The organism is Alkalicoccus halolimnae (assembly GCF_008014775.2).
Taxonomy (GTDB): domain Bacteria; phylum Bacillota; class Bacilli; order Bacillales; family Salisediminibacteriaceae; genus Alkalicoccus; species Alkalicoccus halolimnae.
On sequence record NZ_CP144914.1, the window covers coordinates 3,112,581 to 3,132,541 of the forward strand.

At 46.3% G+C, this 19,961-nt stretch carries 12 protein-coding genes; 2 read left to right on the plus strand and 10 right to left on the minus strand.

All coding sequences use genetic code 11. The features are described 5' to 3' along the window. Positions 1–4: 4 nt before the first annotated feature. Positions 5–1,465, minus strand: coding sequence for a cryptochrome/photolyase family protein (locus FTX54_RS14350; protein WP_147803773.1), 1,461 nt, complete (start codon positions 1,463–1,465; stop codon positions 5–7). Positions 1,466–1,562: 97 nt separating this feature from the next. On the opposite strand from FTX54_RS14350, the gene FTX54_RS14355 reads away from it, so the two are divergent. After that, positions 1,563–2,366: a carbon-nitrogen family hydrolase gene (locus FTX54_RS14355; RefSeq protein ID WP_147803772.1), complete on the plus strand. Its 804-nt coding sequence runs from the start codon at positions 1,563–1,565 to the stop codon at positions 2,364–2,366. Positions 2,367–2,609: 243 nt separating this feature from the next. Here the strand turns inward: FTX54_RS14355 and FTX54_RS14360 are convergent, their stop codons facing one another. Continuing rightward, entirely contained in the window at positions 2,610–3,341 is a 732-nt protein-coding gene (locus FTX54_RS14360; RefSeq protein WP_147803771.1) for a sulfite exporter TauE/SafE family protein, read from the minus strand. A 548-nt stretch (positions 3,342–3,889) separates the two neighbouring features. Between FTX54_RS14360 and FTX54_RS14365 the strand changes: the two genes are divergently transcribed. Beyond that, complete coding sequence (locus FTX54_RS14365) at positions 3,890–4,825, plus strand: AEC family transporter (protein WP_147803770.1); 936 nt, start codon at positions 3,890–3,892, stop codon at positions 4,823–4,825. A gap of 115 nt (positions 4,826–4,940) precedes the next feature. On the opposite strand, the gene FTX54_RS14370 is transcribed toward FTX54_RS14365, so the two are convergent. The 8 genes from FTX54_RS14370 to ppc all read right to left on the minus strand — a co-directional run bounded on the left by FTX54_RS14370 (position 4,941) and on the right by ppc (position 19,876). Next, a complete protein-coding gene (locus FTX54_RS14370; protein ID WP_147803769.1) occupies positions 4,941–6,146 on the minus strand; it encodes a DUF418 domain-containing protein in 1,206 nt (401 codons plus the stop codon). A 437-nt stretch (positions 6,147–6,583) separates the two neighbouring features. Further along, positions 6,584–10,291, minus strand: coding sequence for a chitobiase/beta-hexosaminidase C-terminal domain-containing protein (locus FTX54_RS14375; RefSeq protein ID WP_147803768.1), 3,708 nt, complete (start codon positions 10,289–10,291; stop codon positions 6,584–6,586). Positions 10,292–10,848: 557 nt separating this feature from the next. After that, positions 10,849–11,793, minus strand: coding sequence for a biotin-dependent carboxyltransferase family protein (locus FTX54_RS14380; RefSeq protein ID WP_147803767.1), 945 nt, complete (start codon positions 11,791–11,793; stop codon positions 10,849–10,851). Continuing rightward, complete coding sequence (locus FTX54_RS14385; protein WP_147803766.1) at positions 11,790–12,557, minus strand: LamB/YcsF family protein; 768 nt, start codon at positions 12,555–12,557, stop codon at positions 11,790–11,792. Before FTX54_RS14385 ends, FTX54_RS14380 begins: the two co-directional genes overlap by 4 nt. Next, a complete protein-coding gene (gene pxpB / locus FTX54_RS14390; RefSeq protein ID WP_147803765.1) occupies positions 12,554–13,273 on the minus strand; it encodes a 5-oxoprolinase subunit PxpB in 720 nt (239 codons plus the stop codon). The genes FTX54_RS14385 and pxpB overlap by 4 nt, the downstream gene beginning before the upstream one ends. Positions 13,274–13,289: 16 nt before the next feature. After that, positions 13,290–15,101, minus strand: a complete 1,812-nt coding sequence (locus FTX54_RS14395) for a sensor histidine kinase (protein WP_147803764.1) — start codon at positions 15,099–15,101, stop codon at positions 13,290–13,292. A gap of 31 nt (positions 15,102–15,132) precedes the next feature. Further along, complete coding sequence (locus FTX54_RS14400; RefSeq protein ID WP_147803763.1) at positions 15,133–16,122, minus strand: BMP family ABC transporter substrate-binding protein; 990 nt, start codon at positions 16,120–16,122, stop codon at positions 15,133–15,135. Positions 16,123–17,113: 991 nt separating this feature from the next. Beyond that, positions 17,114–19,876 (minus strand): phosphoenolpyruvate carboxylase, encoded by a 2,763-nt coding sequence (ppc, locus tag FTX54_RS14405; RefSeq protein ID WP_147803762.1) that lies wholly within the window; start codon positions 19,874–19,876, stop codon positions 17,114–17,116. Positions 19,877–19,961: the final 85 nt, after the last annotated feature.

Consider the following 19,961-nt stretch of genomic DNA (forward strand, 5'->3'; position numbering starts at 1 on the left):
AAGACTAGTTTGAAGAAGAATCCCTGATTTTTCGTGCTTCTTCGTGTTCAGCCCTTCGTTCCTCTGCAGAGTGTTCCAGCGGAACGAGAGGATAAGGGTAGTCACTTCCTAGTTGCAGCGCCGCTTCGATGAGGGCTAGTTCTTCCATTTCATACGGCGCATAAATGTATTCATTCGGAACAAACTGGAGTTCAGGAAGCCAATGTCTTACAAACACGCCGTCAGGATCAAAAAGCCTGCCCTGTTTTACGACGTCAAAAATACGGAACGTTGTGGCATCTGTCCCAACCCCTGCCACGTACTGCCAGTTTCCGTAGTTGCTGGCGGCATCGTAATCAATTAATTGGGACTCAAACCAGGCCGCCCCCCACCGCCAGTCAATTCCCAGGTTTTTGGTTAAAAAGGCAGCCGTGTTCTGCCTTCCACGATTGGACATGTACCCGGTCGCTTTCAACTGCCGCATCGAAGCATCCACCAATGGGTAGCCCGTCTTACCGGTGCACCACGCCTCGAACAGCCCGGCATCCTGCTTCCATACTACCGGCAGCTTTTGAATACCGGATTTCTTAAAAAAGGCGTGTTTTTCTTTTCGTAAAAGCATATGAAAATAATCTCTCCAGAGAAGTTCAAAAAAGAGCCAGTAGGTCGATTTATTCGCTTCCACAACCCGCTCAAAACGCTTCAGCTCCCAGTAGACTCTTCTTGGAGACAACGATCCGTTAGCAAGCCAGGGGGAAAGCTTCGAGCTGTCATCAAATTCAAAAAGACCGTTTCTCCTTTCTTTATAATGAAGCACGTGCCGGGTCAGGAAGAAGTAATCGTTTAAGCGTTTAAGCCCTTCCTTTTCCCCTCCGCTGACAAGTGTGGAGGCGTTCATAGTCCGGAACTGCTTCATCAGCTCTTCTCCGGTTTCAGCATGGTCTTCTAAGTAAAGTGGGGTCTGCTCCTGCGGCTCTCCGGCTTCCTGTCTTGGCAGGAGCCTGCTTTTTTCTATTTTTTTACGGTAGGCAGAAAAGCTTCCCGGAACTTCTTCCTGTGTAAATGGAAGATCCGTTTCATGAAACAACGTCTCTCCCTCGTAAAGGGTCAACGTACTTCCAAATTGACGTACCGCTTCTTCCACCGCCTGTGCTTCTTCTATTTCTTCTACACCAGGATAAGAGAAGGCCCTTACGTGGGAGAGGGGATACTGCTGGAACCAGTTCCTGATTTCGCGTGCAGTATCTCCATGGGCAGTCACCAGCGGGACTCCAAGACGGCCGAGCTGCTGATGCAGATCAAGGAGACTTTCAATTAAAAAGCGGCGGCGTTTTTTATCCATGCGCGGAAAACCGTTTTCCGTCACACTATCATGCTTCCGGTCAAAAACGTAGCCTGCCATCACCGGCGTCCCCGATGCAAGAGCATCAACAAGAGGCTGATGATCGTGGATCCGCAGATCATTTCGTAACCAGACAAATTCCATAATCTCTCCCCTCCCTGTTTACGAACGTATTCCCTAGTTATAAGCTGGGAAAACACCCCAGTCTTCATGTATACTAAACCTCAAAGGAGGCTAAATCATGCTGCTGAAAACAGCTTTAGTACAAATGGATATCGCATTCGGAAATCCGGAAGTGAACTATGAAAATGCTTCCGCTAACATTGCCGAAGCTGTCAGCTCCGGTGCCGATGTTATCCTTCTGCCGGAACTATGGACGACCGGCTATGATTTTTCATATATGAAAGAAAACCCTGACGAAGAAGCGAGTGAAGCGGTGACGTTTCTGTCAGAGCAGGCAAGAAAGCACCGTGTCAACCTCGTTGCTGGTTCTGTCGCTAAAAAAACGGACGAAGGTTTCTTTAATACGATGCTCGTCTTTAACCGGCACGGAGCTTTCGTTAGAGAATACAGCAAAGCGCACCTCTTCCGGCTTATGGAGGAAGAAAAACATCTTCAGGAGGGAAATGAGGGCAGTTTATTCAAGCTAGAACATGGCTGGGCTGCCGGCTTTATCTGCTACGACATCCGCTTCCCGGAGTGGATACGCACCCATATGCTTCACCCTGAACATAAGCCGTCTGTACTTTACGTCGTCGCTGAGTGGCCTCAACCCCGTATCGACCAGTGGAGGTCCCTGCTCATCGCGCGGGCTATCGAAAACCAGTGCTTTGTCGCTGCCTGCAACCGTACTGGTTCTGACCCGAATAATACGTATGGCGGACATTCCATTGTAATAAGCCCGCTCGGCAAAGTGATTGCGGAAGCAGGAGAAGCAGAAGACACGATCCTCTATGCTGATATAGAAACCGATGATGTCCACGAAATCCGGGAAAACATCCCCGTACTGCGCGACCGGCGTCCCGAACTTTACAGAAATGAATAAATGAAAGAAGAAGCTGCCCCGCAAATCTGCAAAACAGACGAGGGCAGCTTTTTTCTATCGACTTCCATTCACAACAGAGCTGAAGAGAAGATTTCTGCATGTGTTAAAACCAGCTTTAACAGAGACACTTATGCAAAATCCTTGCACCATAACCAAGATGGATGAATATGCTTTTTACAGGAATGGAGCTTCCCCTCTAAACAGGTGGAGTGAAGGAAGCTCTTCGAGATGAACGGAGCGCCATTAAAAAAAGATTAAATTTAATGCCGCAAGAGCTACAACAGCACCCGCTGCCCTGCGCATATTTTCCTGGGATATATAACGGAAACATTTCACCCCGAGTCTCGTGCCGACAAGGACGGTCCCAATACCGATTAAAAAGTACAGCAGAAACTCCCCGCTGAAATCTCCATTCACTCCATGCAAAATGACCGTCATGGAGTTCGTAAAGAGAAATGTCAGCTGCAGATTGGCGCTGTACGCGTATTTATCATCTGCAAAAACGAGGAGAAGGTAAAACACGAAGAAAGGCCCTCCAACAGCGAAAATACCCCCGACGAATCCTCCCATCATTCCAAACACAATTGGGATCCATAGGGTATCTGCAGATAATCCCCCTGCCCGCTTCGCACCAAAAAACAAATAAAGAACGACGAGAAGCAGGAAAACCCCTAAAAAATCTCTCATCACATCGAGTTCCCCGTAATTGCTCAATACGTAAAAAGCACCGATTCTTCCGAAAAACGCTGCACTTAATAGTATGATAAGAGAGCGCCACCTCATATGCTGCCATATCTGGATCGCGATGCTTGCCGCGACAAAAAGCGAAAGCGACATTACGAGCAGGGTGCTTTCTTTAACGGTAAACAGAAGCGGCAGGAAGCTCATTGCAATTAATCCGAAGCCAAAACCGCTGACCCCTTGAATAAAGCTTCCGGCGAGAAGTACAATAAACACAACAAGTAATTCCACCATATGTATAACCTTGCTTTCCCAGCGTTCAGCGCTGCTGTAACACTGTTATTTTAATCACTCCTGCCTTCAGGACAAGAAAGCATGGAAACGATCTGAAGCCCCTTACGCAAAACACCATAGATGCTCATTAATAATAACAGCTATGAAACTTTACTCGTATTGTAACTGAATGTGCAGACTTTCCCAACTGCCATTCCTGAAAATGCCGGAAACGATTAACGCAAACCTTTTGTCGGTAGAGAAAATCCATTGAACAGCTCAAAATAATATAGAGTGCAGTGTGCAGACACTTCTGTTTTATCCTTCGTTCACACCGGCTGAAACTATTCTGCTTGTCTACTGCTTTGTTTGATGAAGAACTTTGAATCGGTCTTCTGATGACAGAGATCCGGATGCAGAAGCGAAAATCCATTCAGGAGAATGAAATCAGCTGAGTCCTTCGGCAGCGGAGCTCATCTGACTTATACGGTTTTTACAGGGCTGACTTCTGTTATGAAATTCATTCTTGTAAATAAACCTTGGAATTACTCGAAGCTGGAGGTCATGTCATGGAAGTAGCCGTTGTAGCGACGGCAATTACTGTCATGGGCATTATGGTTGCCCTTGGTGTACTTGTCGCTTCACAAATACATATCACCCGGGAAACAAAGCAGCTGCTTGTTATTGTCGTACTTAATATCGCCGTGCCTTCGGTGATTTTAAACGGAGTATTTAACACAGATGTATCGGATCAGCTTCTCCGCCAGGTCGCGGTGATCTTCGTTCTTTCGATCATTTTTCACCTCGCAGCTATTGGGGCTGCGCTGATTTTCGCACGCATAGCCGGCTTCAAATCTGATTTCGCCAAACGAATGACTATCCTCGCCGCTCTCGGCAATACCGGATTTATCGGCATTCCGCTGTGTGCCACTATCTTCGGTCCGACCGGAGGCCTGCTTGCAGCTATTTTCGACGCCGGCCTTGATTTTGTTATTTTTACTGTCGGGCTTTACCTGCTTCAATCCGGACGCACTTTCCGTTTAAGCCAGCTGAAATCTTTGCTGAATCTGCCGCTTGCGGCCGTCATTGTCGGCATCAGCTCTGCTTTTCTGGAATTGGAGCCGCCTGCTGTCCTGCGCCAGCTGGTCGAACTGCTTTCCGGCCTTGCTGCCCCGCTGGCTATGCTCTACATCGGTATCCTGCTTCAGCAGCTGCTGAAACGCACAGGATTCCGCGTATTTCCCCAAATATGGTTTCCGTTGACGGTAAGACTGCTGCTTATTCCGGCTGTTACCCTGGCGGTGCTTCCTTTTCTTCCACTTGAAGAATTGACACGCAACGTCGTTATTGTCCTTTCCGGCATGCCTACATTTATGCTTGCTGCGATTTTATTTTCCCGATACACAGACGAGGAAGATACGGCTGTAATGACAATCTCTTTTTCTACAATATTGTCACTCGTGACGATTCCGCTTATCGCCTACGCTGCCACTTTTTTATTCTAGCATTTCTTTTAATAAAATAGAGAGCGGGGAAGCCTTTATCCATCAGAATGTTGATGGATAAAGGCTTCCCCGCTTCTTTTTTCCGCTCATTGCCGGAGTAATTTTTCATAAACGTTCAGCCCGTTTTTCTTAAACTGGTTTTCACAGCCCCTGCGTAAGTTCCTTTCCGCCAAAGTGCTTCCAGAGGGCCGTACTGATATTTTTTCAACAGCAGCGGACTCCACCACAGCTGAAGCATAATGACAGAAGCTGCAAGCAGCATATTCCCCCATACAGGAAGCTCTCCAAATAATCCGGTAGTGTGAACAAAGAATACAACGAGCACCGTATGGCTTAAATAGTTTGTAAGTGCCATCCTTCCCATCGCTTCTATCCTTTTAAAAAAGCTTGTGAATTTTCCAGATGTAACAAGCAGCGTAATTATACTGATATAACACATCGCCAGGGGAAGCGCCCCCAGCCGAAGCAGCAGGTCGTACATAAAGTAGGCGGACATATCAGCTCCCAGATCGTTCTGTAACCTTACATAAGTCATGCCTGCCCAGAAGGGAAGAGCCAGAACCAGTCCCGCTGCCGCAATTTTTTTGAAAAGCGGGCGATTTGCCGAAAGATTGCGGAACCATCCTTTTCTTGCTGTGTAAAAACCGAGCAGGAACAATCCAAGAACATAAGGGATAAGAAAGACTACCTGACCGAGAGCAAGCGGCACTTCCACATTCAGCCGAAACAGCCACCATTCGAAAGATACAGCCTGGCTGTAAGCCTGCGAAGCAGCGGCAATCGCTGTTTCTCCTTCAGTCTGCATCGATTGCTGAAATGATTCTGGAATAAAGATCTGTGAAGCGTATAAAGTATAGAACACGGTTAATAGTATTGCAGACCATATGAGGAGCGTCCTGTCCTTCACTTTATAAAAAAGCAGAAGGGCAAATCCGCTGACGGCATAATAAAAGAGAATATCACCTATCCAGAAAAATATAAGATGACCTAATCCGAACAGCCCCAGTATCAGAAGGCGCCTTACAAAAAGCTTTTTCTCCTGCCATCCTTTACTTTTGGCTTTTGTCATGAACAAGTAGAAGCCGATTCCGAAGAGAATAGAAAAGATTGAAATAAACGATCCTTCCACAAAAAACTCTACTATCAGGCTGATCCAGTAATCGACTGTCCCCGCTTCCGGCACCTGTTTCATACCAAAGCTCATGTAGTAAAACGACAGCGACGTCATTAGATGAACGTTGACGACAAGAATTCCTATCAATGCAAAGCCGCGGATAATATCCAATACCGCCATTCTTTCTCTGCCATCTCCTTGTTTCATCGTTCTTCACCCTTTCAAGAGAGTTTGTACTTTTATCGTACGGAGTTTCTCTCTTTTTCAACACTGCCCTCAGTCACCACTCTGCCTCCTGAAAAGTGACCCGGGTCATTTTTTAAAATACTTCCTTTATCTTATTGGCTGCCAACCTTAAAAATAAAACATCTATTTATATGCTGCACATAATTATTAGTTTCCGCTTCTGTAAACAGCCGCTTATCGCTTATCGACTTTATTTTCAAGGCAGCCTTCAATAAAAGAAGTGGAAACAAGGAAGTCGATAAATCCTTTTGCAGAAGCCTGGCTCCTACAAAAACTCCTGATGACGAGTCCTGTCAAAAGTCAAATGTGTCTCTCATTTTTCCCTTAACAATCTGCACAAAAAGCCCGCTGCCATCGTTCTCCCGGCAGCGGGCTTTTTAATGGAGGTGCGGAGACACCTACTGCTTTTCTACTTCGACATTATCGAGAAGAATATGTTCTCCTGTTGTATTTCTTACAGAAAAAATGATCTCTGCTTCCCCGTTCCCCGGAGCTTCATATTCCCACGTTACTTCCTGCCAGTCCGATTCATCAAGAATCGTATAGTCAGAATAGGCACTGTAATTATTCCCATGAAATCCAACGGCATACATCGCATTGCGGATTTCTCCGCTGCCTTTCACCTGGAAGGTTACTTCATAAACAGATCCTTCTTCCATGCTGTACGCCTCTGTCGTAAAACGCTGATGACCTGTATTATCACGTACAAGCTGTGTCGCGTAATCACCGGTAAAAGCATCCTCCGATTGATTAACCCGGGACTGGGCCATACTTGTTGATTCTCCCATCCAGTTTACCGGCAGGTCATTTTCCCACTCGGCAAACGTCCCGTTTTGAATCGTTTCCAGTCCTTCTGCCGTCGACTGCACTACGACAGTTAAGGTTAGAATTCCTGTGTTTCCGGAAGAATCGGTAACTTCGTAGCGGACCTGGTAAGTACCAGGATTCTCAGAGTCCACGTTATCAGTAACAGTGACATCTTCTGTCACATCACCATCCGTATCGTCGACCGCGGTTACTTCCGGCACTTCGAAATCATCTCCCGCAGAGATTTCCATATAAGCTTCTTCATTCAGGCTTTCATCTGTAAAGGTTATTTCCGGAGGCGTTGTATCTCCCATGTCGTAATCGGGATCAATATCCGGAATAGTCAGCTGGACCATGATCGGATCGTGGTCGCTTGCACGTCCGTGTGTTTCCATAAATTCAGAGTTGATCGCCATCGCATCTACGTCCATCCCGTTCTGCAGGTGCTCCGAAACGAGAATAGAGTCGAGCGATTGAGAACTGCCGTTATAGTTATACGTGTACTGTTCATTACGTGGAAGTTCCAGAATCGAATTATAGAGATTACCTTTGTCTGCAAGAGTTTCTACAGGAGGAGACCATGGGAAATCATTAAAATCTCCAAGAACTACGACGTTTGGATCTTCTACTGCTTCATTGAGTTCCTGAACAAATCCGCCTACTACCTGGGCAATTTCTTCACGCTGTTCCCGGCTTCCCTGTACCGGAGGCTGCTCCATTCCGTAAGGAGCAAGGTCCCCGCGCTTCGAGTTCCAGTGGTTGCCGATGACGTAAACAGGCTCTCCTTTAAAAATAAATTCAGATACGACAGGCTTTCTCGAATTCGTGAAAGCGTCATTCATCGGATCAATGAAGCCCGTGCCGTAGCTGAGCTCTCCGTTTTCTCCGATTTCCACCGCTTCTGTCGGTTCTGCCGTGCTTTCATCTGCCAGCTCCACGCGGTCCGTACGGTAAATATGTCCAACACGGATGTTCCCGCCCGGAATACCACCGTCCATACCATCGACAGGAGCGACATCTGTATAAGCATACTGAGGTCCGCCCTGTTCCCGGATCTCGTCAATCAGCGTCTGATAACTTTCCCCTGCATCTGTATTGCCGCTGTCTGTCGCACCGTCGTTATCCATAACTTCCACGAGCGTAATAATATCCGGCGCATTCAATTCGTTCGCCATCGAGTCCGCCAGCCGCTCTGTTTTCTGATCTGAAACGCCTGGATAATAGTTTTCTACGTTATAGGTGGCAACTGTCAGCTCATCTTCTTCGAAAGAAATCGTTGTCTCGTCCCGGCGTTCATTTCCTCCGTCTTTCAGTTCAGGAAGACCGCCGTCCACAGGCTCCACTTTGTAGTTGCCAAAATTATAGCCCAAGACACCCGTAACATTTTCTTCAAAGTAATCGCCTGTTTTAGCAACCGTATTGTAAGGGGCGTTAATAAACATAATTTCTGTGTTGAGTTCAGCATCAAACTCGGATTGTTCAAGATAGACGCCGCCGGAATCGGTTCTGTTATCCAGACCCCACTCTTCGGATACTACGGTCAGTTCGTCATACTTCTGCGGGCCTGTCACCGTGACCTGCCCCGGAATTTCAATAAGCATTCCTTCGATACTTTCATAAAAGTCGAGGGCATTCGTTTCTGCATTAAACGTATCGCCGTCCGCTATGTCATAACTCTCCGGATCAGCTACAAGCGCTTCCGGAATATCACGGTCCACGCCGATCACGACCGGATCCGGCAGGTCGTTTCCGCTGGATACAATATCGACAGCAGAACCGGTAATCTGCGTTGTAGTCAGGTCATCGTTATCATCGTACCCGTCTTCTTCCCACTCTGTAACAGTTCCTGAGACCTGAACTTCATCTCCGACGGATACTCCGTGATTGGAACGATAGACATAAATACCTTCCGACGAATTTACATCGCCGTCCGATTCCGCACTCTGGAAGTAAAACCCGTTGTTTTCGGTATGTGTCACAATACCAGGAACCGCAGTAACAGACTGGTCTTCATAAGGAGAAACATGCGCTCCTCCCTGGATATCGTAAATCTCCACTTCGCCTGCTTCCGCCTGAATTGTGTAAGAGAATTCTCTTACAGCACTCGGCTCCAGACCTTCCGCAACAGCCACAGCTTTAATCGTAACTGCTTCTTCCACTACAATCGGTTCTTCATAAAGAGTACTGTCCACGGAAGGCTCACTTCCGTCTACTGTGTAGTAAATATCCGCTCCGTCACTTGGAGAAGAAAGCATGACTTCCGTTCCCTCTGCTGTCTCTCCAGGTTCAGGACTTGCCTGTACCGGACGTGTCAGACTCGCATCTTCTATCAGATCATCGTTGTTTCTCGGCATTAATTTGTGTTCTGAAAAATGATAGTTCACGACGCCGACTAATGCGTCATAATCTGTGTTTTCCGTGACATCTGCATATTGGCCGAGGACAAGGAAGTTTTCCCCTGCTCCGTCTTCAGCATTAAAGTCACTGAAATCAATATTATCCAGAACAGAAGCATCCTGAATTTCAATCAGCTTCGCCTGAATGTCGTCAGCATCCTGTTCAAAGAAAGATGCATCAACCACTTCCGGTTCTATATCTCCGGCATTTTCTTCAATCAGCTCGGAATCATCCACCAGGAGCTGCAGCATATCCTGATAGTTGTTCAGTTCACCAGAAAAAGAGACACGGTCACCGATATTGTATTCCGCTCCCAGGCCAGATCCACGCACAAGTATGGCGGCTGTTTCATCCTCGACATACATGTTCGTCTGACCGCCGGCTTCAAAATGAGCAGTAACTGTACCGGTTACTGTCTGTTCTGTCCCCTGTTCTTCTGCACGAACCTCTGCAATCGTCGGACCTTCAGGTTCTTCTTCCTCTTCTAAAAAGTTAAAAGAAGCTGTATTTCCGTTGACCGCAAATTCTCCGGCAAGGCCAGAAAGATCGTCATTTTTATGTTCAACAACTACATTCGAACGATTATCGGAATCAACTTTATAATCGGTCAGTTCGGGCTCAATCTCTTCCCCATCGGTTAAAGTAACGAGGACGTCCAGCATGCGGTCCACATGGATGCCCTTAGGATACGTTTTATCAAATTCGACGTTGAAGCTTGTTTCATCAAGAACGGTTACTTCCTGTACTTCGCGTTTAGGTCCGCTGCCTCCGGGGCCTTCCCCTGATCCACCGTTGCCATTGCCGTTATTCGCAAGTGCAGCGGGTGCAAACGTTGTGACCGTCAACACAACAGCAAGGAAAGTAAAAAGAACCTTTTTGCTGACTGCTATCCAGGATTTCAAATACAACTCCTCCTTCTAGATTATGTATTGTGGGAAAACACCATAATTTTCAGTATTTTCAAGCAGATCATACCATGAAAGCAGTCTTGAATAAACGGAGAAGAATGATAGCTAAATGAATAAAACCATGCTTTAAGACCTTAAATTTTGAGATTATTTTCCTTTTTATCTCCCTCTTTCGGTATGTAATAAGATGTATAAAATCTATTTCAAATTATTCAGAAAATACGTTCAACTAATTAATGACGTCAGTTTCGATAAATTATGCTCATTATTCTTTATAAAGAACAAGAAAAATGGAAGGGAAACAATCCGGATGAAATTATGTTTGCATACTCCATAAATAGATATAAGAACGAAAAAAATGGGCATAAATAGTAAATTTATGCCCTTCTGCACGGGAAAATATCTGTGCTGTTGTTGAAGAAATGCCTGAAATGGAAAGTAGAAGAGTCTGAAATAAGAGAACAGCTGATTGATTTCCTGTACAGGTAAATAAATCTTTATACCCACATATTGGTTTTCCAACAATTTATCACCCAAAAATTAGACAATGGTCACGTAAGAGCGAGCCTGGCAAAACAGCGGAATCTTTTTTCGCGGCGGGCATAGATCTCCTGTGCTTTTTTAACGCTGACTGCTGTAAAACGCACTGGTTCCCCAGGACCGCACTGAGCAACCCTCGGCAGATCTTCCTGAATAACTGTACCGATGCGGGCGTACCCACCGGAAGTCTGGCGATCAGCCATGAGAAGCATCGGCAGACCGTCACCTGGAATTTGTATAGTTCCCATTGTTGTCGCATCAGACAGAATACCAGAACCTTCTTCAGGAGGCACAGACGGTCCTTCCATACGGCATCCCATTCTGTCTACTTCATTGGTGAGATAAAATTTTGAATCATAAAATATATCTTTCGTTTCTCCCGAAAATAACTTCTCATCCGGTCCTTCGATAACCCTGATCGGTGTTCCTTTATCATAGTTTGGAAGCAGCGCAGGATGAAGACGCCGCCGGCATGGAAAGCGCTGCACAGAAAAGATATTTACCTCATCTCCGGCCTGCAGTTCTCTACCGTGAAAACCGCCGATTTCTGCTTTTAAATAGGTGGCTCTGCTTCCCATTTCTTCAGGGACGTCAATGCCTCCGGCAAAAGCAATATAAGCCCTCACTCCAAAACGGGGTTCTCCGAAGCTGATCCGCTGGCCGGCATAGACTTTTACTGCTGTCCACATTGGAATTTCCCGGCCGTCCACCGCTGCCGATAAATCTCCCCCTCCTACCGAAATCATGCTGTCTGCTGTCATTATCAGTTCCGGTCCCATCATTGTCACTTCGAGACCGGCAGCACTATCAGGATTGCCGACAACCGCGTTAGCGAGACGAAGGGCCAATGGATCTACTGCCCCGCTTACGACGATGCCATACTGCTGATACCCCATTCTTCCTTTATCCTGTACTGTCGTTAATAATCCCTGTTTTTCAACTTTAAATCCGCTCATCGTCTCACCGCCCCGGCTGCAACAATTTCCACGCCAGCCTGTTCCAGTTCTTTTTTTAGTTCTATAGCAAAGACTGCAGCATTTTTTCCGTCACCGTGAATGCAAACGGTATCTGCCTGCAGAATAATTTCCGATCCATCCACTGCCCGGACTCTTCCTTCTTTCACCATCCGCACCGCTCTTTCCACTACTTCAGACGGATCGGTAAGAACAGCTTCCCTGTGCGAACGGGGAGTTAATGTCCCATCCGGCTGATAGCTTCTGTCAGCAAAAACTTCCTGCACAACAGCAAGCCCTGCTTTTTCGCCGGCATGAATCAACCGGCTTCCGGAAAGACCGAAAAGAAGCAGGGACGGATCGGCATCACGCACCGCCTCCGCTATCGCTGCTGCTGTTGCATCATCGAGAGATGCTTTATTGAAGAGAGCCCCATGCGGCTTCACGTGATGCATTTCTACGCCATATGCTTTACAGAAGGAGTGCAGCGCCCCGATCTGATAAAGAACCGTGTGATAAATATCTTCCGGTGTCGTATCAATATGACGCCGTCCAAAGCCCATTAAATCGTTATACCCCGGATGGGCTCCGACATTGACGCCATGGATTTTCGCTAATTTAACTGTCTCAGCCATAATGTTATGATCGCCTGCATGATATCCGCAGGCAATATTGACAGAGGTGACGTGCGGGAGAACTTCCTCATCTCCTCCTATAACATATGCGCCGAAGCTTTCTCCGAGATCACAGTTTAAATCCACTCTCATCGTTGCTCCCCCCTTAGTCGTTCCAGTTCAAAATTTCCTTCTTCCACTTTCTGTTGAATTTCCTGGAACTGCTGTTTTGTCACAGCTTGGAAGCGGAGTTTATCTCCTGCTTCCAGAAAGACAGGCAGTGTTTTCTTACGATCATAAAGTTTAAGGGGTGTCCGGCCGATAATCCGCCAGCCTCCCGGACTTGTCAGAGAGTAAATGCCCGTCTGCTCACCGGCAATTCCTACAGAACCGGCGGGTACCGATGACCTTGGTTTCTCCAGTCTTGGAGCAGCTATGGAACTATCCATCCCTCCTAAATATGGAAAGCCGGGTATAAATCCGAGCATAAAGATAGTATATAACGGCTTCGTGTGCCGATCGATGATCTCGTTCGGATGAAGACCAAGCCTTTCGCCTACTCCTTCTATATCCGGGGCAAACTCCTCTTCATAGCAGACGGGAATGCTCCATGTGCGCGCCGGTATTGTTTCCACGCTGTCCAAATCTTTTACGAGTACCTTTACCCACTCCTCTGTTTCCTTATAGGAAAAATGAAGAGCATCATAAAATATCGTTACCGCGGTATAGGAAGGCATCCATTCGATAATACCGGAGGGCTTCATTTCTTCAAGAATTCTGCAGAATGCACGGACTTTTCCATGCACCTGTTCGGATATTTCCTTCCCGAAAACTACTCTCACTGCACTGTCCCCAAGGGGTTGAATCATTTGAGTTAACCTCCTTTCACGCTTCTTTTTGAAGTGGGAATTCCAGACAGAAAACGGTTCCTGCCGGTGAAGTTTCCACTAAATATATCCTGCCTTTATGGTTATCCATAATTCGTTCGGCAATTGTCAATCCAAGGCCTGTACCCGAATCTTTCGACGTCGAAAAAGGCTCAAACATGACTTCCGCTTCTTCTTCAGGAATTCCCGGCCCGTTATCGAGGACGCGGATGCAGTAAAGGTCCTCTTTTATTTTGCCTTCGATCTTAATTTTCCCGCCTTCTTCCATTGCTTCCGCACTGTTACGAATTAAGTTGTGGAAAACCTGTTTCATCTGGCTGCTGTCGATATACAGCTTCACTTTTTCCAATTCCATATCACAAGATATTTTATATACATCAAGCGTTTCCTTAATTAATGGGAAAATTTCGTCCATCACGTCCTGAAGATACCTTTCTTCAAAACGGGGCGCTCCTGGTTTGGACAGCATGAGCATTTCTTCGATAATGCCATTAATCCGTTCAATTTCTTTCAGCAGAAGCGAAAGATGAAATTTCTCTATTTCCTCTTCGGATAGAGACTGTTTCATTAAACTGAGGAATCCGTCAATAACAGCCAGTGGATTACGGATTTCGTGCGCTGCTCCGGCAGACAGTTCGCCGATCAGCGCCAGTTTTTCGGTCCGGCGGACTTTCTGCTCGAGACGCTCTGTTTCTGTAATATCAATAAAGTAAAATATTTTCCCTATTGCTTCCTGGCTCTCATTAACCAGCTCGGACCGCGAAGCAAGAAACGTACATTCCTCTTCCCCATCCGTATACCACACCTTTTCGTTTTGAAACATTTCTTCAGACGTGAGTACTTCCCAGAAGCGGTGACGCCCCTCTGCCTTCTTCTTCAGCTCCGGAAGCTCCTCGATCTTGAAATCCACCCCCATGACTTTACGTGCGGTCTGGTTCAGCTGTACGTCTCCCGTCCGCTCGTCCACTGTTACTATGCCAACCGGCAGCGAATCGAGAATCTGTTCCCGGTATCGTTTATCTGCTACCAGCATATCGAACGACCGTTTCAGCTGATAGGACATCTCATTGATCGAACGCGTTAACGGTTCGAGTTCCACCTGTTTCGTATTTTCTACAGACGCTCCATAATTGCCGGCTGCAATGTGCTGCAGCTGGTCTTCCATTTTTTTAACCGGACGAGTAAATCCTGCACTTAACCGGTAGGAAAAAAGCAGGGCAAGCAGGAAAACGACTGCTGTTACTATGAGAAGCAGATCCACTGCTTCGGAAATAATGGTATCAAAACGATCATTTTCGTTATATAATGTCATATTAACAGCCTGGCGTTCCGACTCGATGTTACTGCGCAGCTGCTCCAGTGCAGGGAAATAGTTATTCTCCAAATATTCAGCTGCACCTTCCGTCTCTCCTCCCTCAATTACACCTGCGAGGTTGTTTAATACAATAAAATCCAGCAGTTCCAATTCTCTTTCCAGTGCTTCGAGGGAGGAAGGAGGCGGTTCATAAACGTCTTCCATCGTTTCCCTTCCATCGATTCTCATTTCTTCGTATCTGGAAATAAACTCACAGCAGAAGTCGGTTTCCACTCCTACTTCTACATACTGCTCTTTCATATAAATCTGTGACTCCCAGTGGGAAAGCCACAGCAGTTCAGGAACATTTTCTGTTGTTATCGACTCGCTGACGTCACTCATTTCACCAAGAGAGCTGACGAAAAAAAACGAAAGACTGCTGAGTACAGCAGTCAATAGCAGCAGCACAACTAATATTTTTGAACGAAGGCTCCATTTATTTTTTCCCGTGTTCACTGGTTAACCCCCTCCATTCAAATTCCATTGGTCATTCCTGCAGCATATCTATTTTTTCGTTTACTCTGTATAGTTCCTCTTCCGTAAACATCGGACCGAAAGAACTGATCCCGTAAACGCTGTCTTCAAGCGTCAGCCTCTGCACATTCCCCGGCAGCCCGTCACCAGAAAGATAATCACTCATCATCCGCTCGTAAATGGCAGGAATATCAACGACCACACTCGTGAGAACGCAGCCTTCTCCTAAATAAGCCTGATCCTCAATGAATCCGATAACGTAAAAATCCCTTTTTCTCGCTTGATCAATAACATACCGGTTAAACATGTTGCCACGTGAATAAATAACGTCTGCGCCTCCTTCCAGCAGAACATCCAGTGCCTCGAGAGCCTCTCCTTTATCATTTCTGCTATCTACCGTTTCATACATAATTTCGATATCTTCATAAAAATTTTCCAGCGTGCTTTTTATTTCGTCATAACCTTGCCAATCTCCTTCTTTACCCAGCACACCTATTTTTTTAGTCGTTGAAATTTCTGCACCGCTGATAAGTGCCCGGGTTTCCGCGTCGGTAATATCGAAAGTGTAGACCGTATGATTGGCATGCGCAGAGTCTCCGTGAAGGGTCACAAACTCAGTATCGGGATGCTGCGGGGCATATTTCTTGAAAACTTCCGAAAATTCTCCGCCGTGCCCTATTATAATATCCGCTGTATTATCCAGCTCTTTTTCTGTACGGAATTCCTTGAGCATGTCTGTCGTTAAGTTCGGATAAATTTCCACGTCGGCATCGAAATGCTCCTCCAAATGAATCTGGCTGTAAAAAGCATGGCTTCCCCAGCTCTGATCGTGTACGGAATCAGAAGTTAATATAACTGTTTCCGGGTTCTGTTCTGTTCTGTCTTTTTCAGCTTCGACAAACATGTATTCGGAAAAATAGTAGAGAAGTCCAATAAGCAGTATAGCTCCGGCAAAGGCAATGGAAATGATGATTCTGCTTTGTTTCAGCTGCGGCTGCAACATAATCCCACCTTTCCGTTTTCAGCAAATTCCGACAGTATTCGAGTTTATCTCTCTTTATTCTACTTCAAAAGACACAGGAACGTCTATACTTCACCAAAAATCCTCTTAAAGCAGGAGTTGGAAGATCCCGCAGAGACCCAGCCTTCCCGGAAAGCTCCTTCTCGGCAGGCATGCCAAGTTGGGAGTTTCCTTTAATAGCAATAGGAATAGCTAAATCAGTCAAAACAAAGCTGCACTAAACAGAACTTTTAAAATAGGCTGTCTTGAAAGTGAAATAGACAAGCGGTAAACGTGCGATTTCGTTTCCATGGGGGCGCAGGGCCGGACTCAGCTAATCCCTTCCTCCCTGCGGTCGCGGGAGGGGGAGGGCTCGTCCTTGACCACCCCCGAGCCGCCCCATGTCTGCTTACGGTAAAAAGACAGAGCAGGAACTGCCTTCTAAATAAAGAAGCCCCCTTCTGACCATCCTTCCGTCTGTAAAGAGGAAAAGTTCCATTCCTGTAGAAGGAAATTTTCATGCCTCATGGTGCAGCGATCCTGCATGAGGGTCTCTGTTAAAGCTCCGTGTTGTTATTGGAGGGCATGTGGCTTCCCTGGCCTCCGGGAGGATCTTTCTGCTTTCTTTTTCCGCAGGCGCCTTGAAAAATCGACTTGACACTGGTTTCTACCTTTGTACCTTCTTAATTCAACCAGTGTGCCTTCTGTACCGGAAAACCAAAACGAAACGGATACAAGCCCGTGGAAGAAGGAGATAGAAATATTTTTCAGAGACAAATCCCTTCCGAAAATCTCTTCCGCTGCAGTGCTGAAGCAGAGTTTTCTACATGTATCAACGACAAACTTTAATACAGCGAAGAGTAAAAAATTCACTTTTTATGCGCAAGAGCCGTAGATTTAAACACAGCTTAAAATAAAATCGGCCATGGCAGGGCCATGACCGATTTGAACCAAATTTATTCTTTTCTTATGAGAAAGCCGGCTGAAACGTTTATCAACCAGTGTTTAACAGCCCGGCTGCCACTCCGCTGATAGTCAGCAGAACATCCGTCAGAATTTCTTCTGTATGCTCTTCCTCATCCGTTGCACGCAGTTTCTGAATAAGGTCCACCTGCAGGAAGTTCATAGGATCCACATACGGGTTACGCAGGTGTACCGATCCTTGAATATTCGGAGAGAAATCAAGCAGCTTTTCGGAATTGGAGATTTCCAGAAGGATATTTTTTGTGCGGTCAAATTCTTCTGAAATGAGGCCGAATATTCGATTGCCGATTTCTTCATCTTCCACAAGGTTTACGTATTCTTTTGCTGTTGTCAGATCAGCTTTCATAAGAGCCATCTGCAGATTATTAACCGTCGATCGGAAAAACGGCCAGTTCTCATACATATCTTTCAAGGTCTGGAGTTCTTTTTCCCCTTTTTCTGCAAAACTGGCAAGGCCTGTGCCGGAAGCATACCAGGCTGGTATCATCTGGCGGCACTGCGTCCAGGCAAATACCCATGGAATAGCTCTCAGATCTTCAAACTTCTCGCTGTTTTTTCGGCTCATTGGACGCGAACCGATATTCAGTTCACGCAGCTCATTGAGCGGCGTCGTCTGTTTAAAGTAGGTAAGAAAATCCGGATCTCCGAATACCAGATCCTGATACTTTTTCAGAGAGTTGTCGGAGATTTCGTCGATCGCTTTTTCCCACTCAGGTTTCAAGCCGGTTACCTGTTCTTTTTCATGATGTACTTTCGACGTTGACTGTATGAGAGCAGAAGCTGCCTGCTCCAGATTTCGAAAGGCAATATCTCCAAGCATATAGCGGGAAGAAAGTACTTCCCCCTGTTCGGTAATTTTCACACCATCTCCGAGAGTTTCCGCCGGCTGGGATACAATGCTTCGATTGAGCGGACCGCCTCCGCGTCCGAGAGAACCTCCGCGTCCATGGAAGAACTTCAGGCGGATATCATATTCGCGTGCCATATTATGAATTTCCTGCTGGGCTTTAAACAGCTTCCAGTTCGCTGTAAGTGTCCCTCCGTCTTTGCTGCCGTCCGAATAACCAAGCATAATTTCCTGGTGATTGCCTCGGTTCGTAATGTGGCTTCGGTAAAGGTCCATATCAAATAGGGTTTTCATAATTTCGGGACCGGCAATCAGATCATCAACTGTTTCAAGAAGCGGAGCGACGTTTAAATTGCTTTCTACGGTGCCGTCGACGTGAACGCGGTAGATACCCGCTTCCTTCGCCAGGACAAGCACTTCAAGCAGGTCACTTGGTGACTGGGTCATGCTGATAAGATAAACTTCAATGGACCGCTTCCCAAACTCCTCATGAGCGCTCTGAATCATTTTGAATACGTTGAAAATATCACGCGTTCCTTCTGAATAGTCTTCATTTAACAGCATAAGAGGGCGGGGATCTTTCAATACTTTATCAAGTACTGCCAGCTTATCCTTTTCTTCAAGAGAAGCGTAATCGTCCTCCAGGCCGACAACCTTCAGCATTTCTGCAACTGCAGACTCATGTTCGCCGCTGTGATTCCGCACATCTAAGGTAGCTAAATGAAATCCAAAAAGCTGGACCTGACGGATCAGCTTATTCAATTTTTTCAGCTTTACATTTTCCAGCTGGTTTTTCTGCGCGCTTTCCTGAATAACGAGCAGATCCTGCAGAAGTTCCTCTGCATGGTCATAAGCATTTTTCGATTTGGCATTAACCTGGCGCAGACGCTTCAGCATAACGGCGAATTTACGGCGGTATATTTCACTGTCAATCTGCCATTTTTCCCGGCCTGTTAAGTATTTCTTCTCTTCTTCCTCCACGTGCTTAATGAAGTCGTCAGATATATCCACACGTGTCGTCGACTGACTGAACCGCTTCATTAAATCTGTCAGTGCTTCATCATATTTTTTTACCGCAAGATCCCGCTGGAGTTTGAGCGTTTCCCATGTCACTTCCGGAGTAACAAACGGATTGCCGTCCCGGTCTCCGCCGATCCACGATCCGAAGTTCAGGAAGTTAGGAATTTTCCAGTTTTTATTTGGGAAATAATCATTCAACTGGTCTTCCAGCTCCTGATGCACGGCCGGAAGTACATCGAACAATGTCTGATCAAAATAATAAAGCCCGTTTTTCACTTCATCAAGGACAGTCGGCTTCCGGTGACGGAGTTCGTCTGTCTGCCAGAGGACAGTCACTTCATTAGCAAGGCTCTCTTCCAGATTCCGGCGTTTTTTGTAAGGCTGGCCCGGCTGGTCGAGTTTCTGCAGAATCGTTGCGATCCGCTTCTGAATCTCAAGGACCGTCCGCTTCGTTGCTTCCGTCGGGTGAGCTGTCATAATTAACTCGATGGAAAGGTCGTTTACAATCTGCTGTATTTTTTCATCAGAATGATTATCTGATTTCAGCGCTAAAATAGCTTCCTGAATGGAGTGCTTCTGCACATCGCTGTCCCGCTCGAGCCGGTAAAACTGGGCACGGCGAATCCGGTGATTCTGTTCTGCAATATTAATAAGGTGGAAGTAGATCGAGAAAGCTCGGATAACCTGCTGTCTCATCGGTGATTCCAGCTTGGAAATTTCCGATTTCAGGTGCGTATATTTGTCTTCATTGTAGTTTTCCCGCAGCCCTTTAGTGATCTCACGTATGTCTTCAACCTTGTTAAACAGTTCTTCGCCTCCATGCTTTTTAAGCACTTCACCGAGGATTGTCCCCAGCATTTTCACATCGTTTCTCAGCTGCGTATTTTGATCCTGTGTTTCTATCATAAGAATCCCTCCTAGAAAACTTTAAATGAACCTGCGCCAAATGGCACAACCTTTATTAGGTTTGCAAAGTGGGACAGTTTATGTC

Coding starts and splice junctions, on each gene's coding strand:
- FTX54_RS14360 (WP_147803771.1), bottom strand. CDS start 3,341: ATGGTGGAATTACTTGTTGTGTTTATTGTACTTCTCGCCGGAAGCTTT.
- ppc (WP_147803762.1), bottom strand. CDS start 19,876: ATGATAGAAACACAGGATCAAAATACGCAGCTGAGAAACGATGTGAAA.
- pxpB (WP_147803765.1), bottom strand. CDS start 13,273: ATGATTCAACCCCTTGGGGACAGTGCAGTGAGAGTAGTTTTCGGGAAG.
- FTX54_RS14370 (WP_147803769.1), bottom strand. CDS start 6,146: ATGAAACAAGGAGATGGCAGAGAAAGAATGGCGGTATTGGATATTATC.
- FTX54_RS14355 (WP_147803772.1), top strand. CDS start 1,563: ATGCTGCTGAAAACAGCTTTAGTACAAATGGATATCGCATTCGGAAAT.
- FTX54_RS14350 (WP_147803773.1), bottom strand. CDS start 1,465: ATGGAATTTGTCTGGTTACGAAATGATCTGCGGATCCACGATCATCAG.
- FTX54_RS14400 (WP_147803763.1), bottom strand. CDS start 16,122: ATGTTGCAGCCGCAGCTGAAACAAAGCAGAATCATCATTTCCATTGCC.
- FTX54_RS14385 (WP_147803766.1), bottom strand. CDS start 12,557: ATGAGAGTGGATTTAAACTGTGATCTCGGAGAAAGCTTCGGCGCATAT.
- FTX54_RS14380 (WP_147803767.1), bottom strand. CDS start 11,793: ATGAGCGGATTTAAAGTTGAAAAACAGGGATTATTAACGACAGTACAG.
- FTX54_RS14365 (WP_147803770.1), top strand. CDS start 3,890: ATGGAAGTAGCCGTTGTAGCGACGGCAATTACTGTCATGGGCATTATG.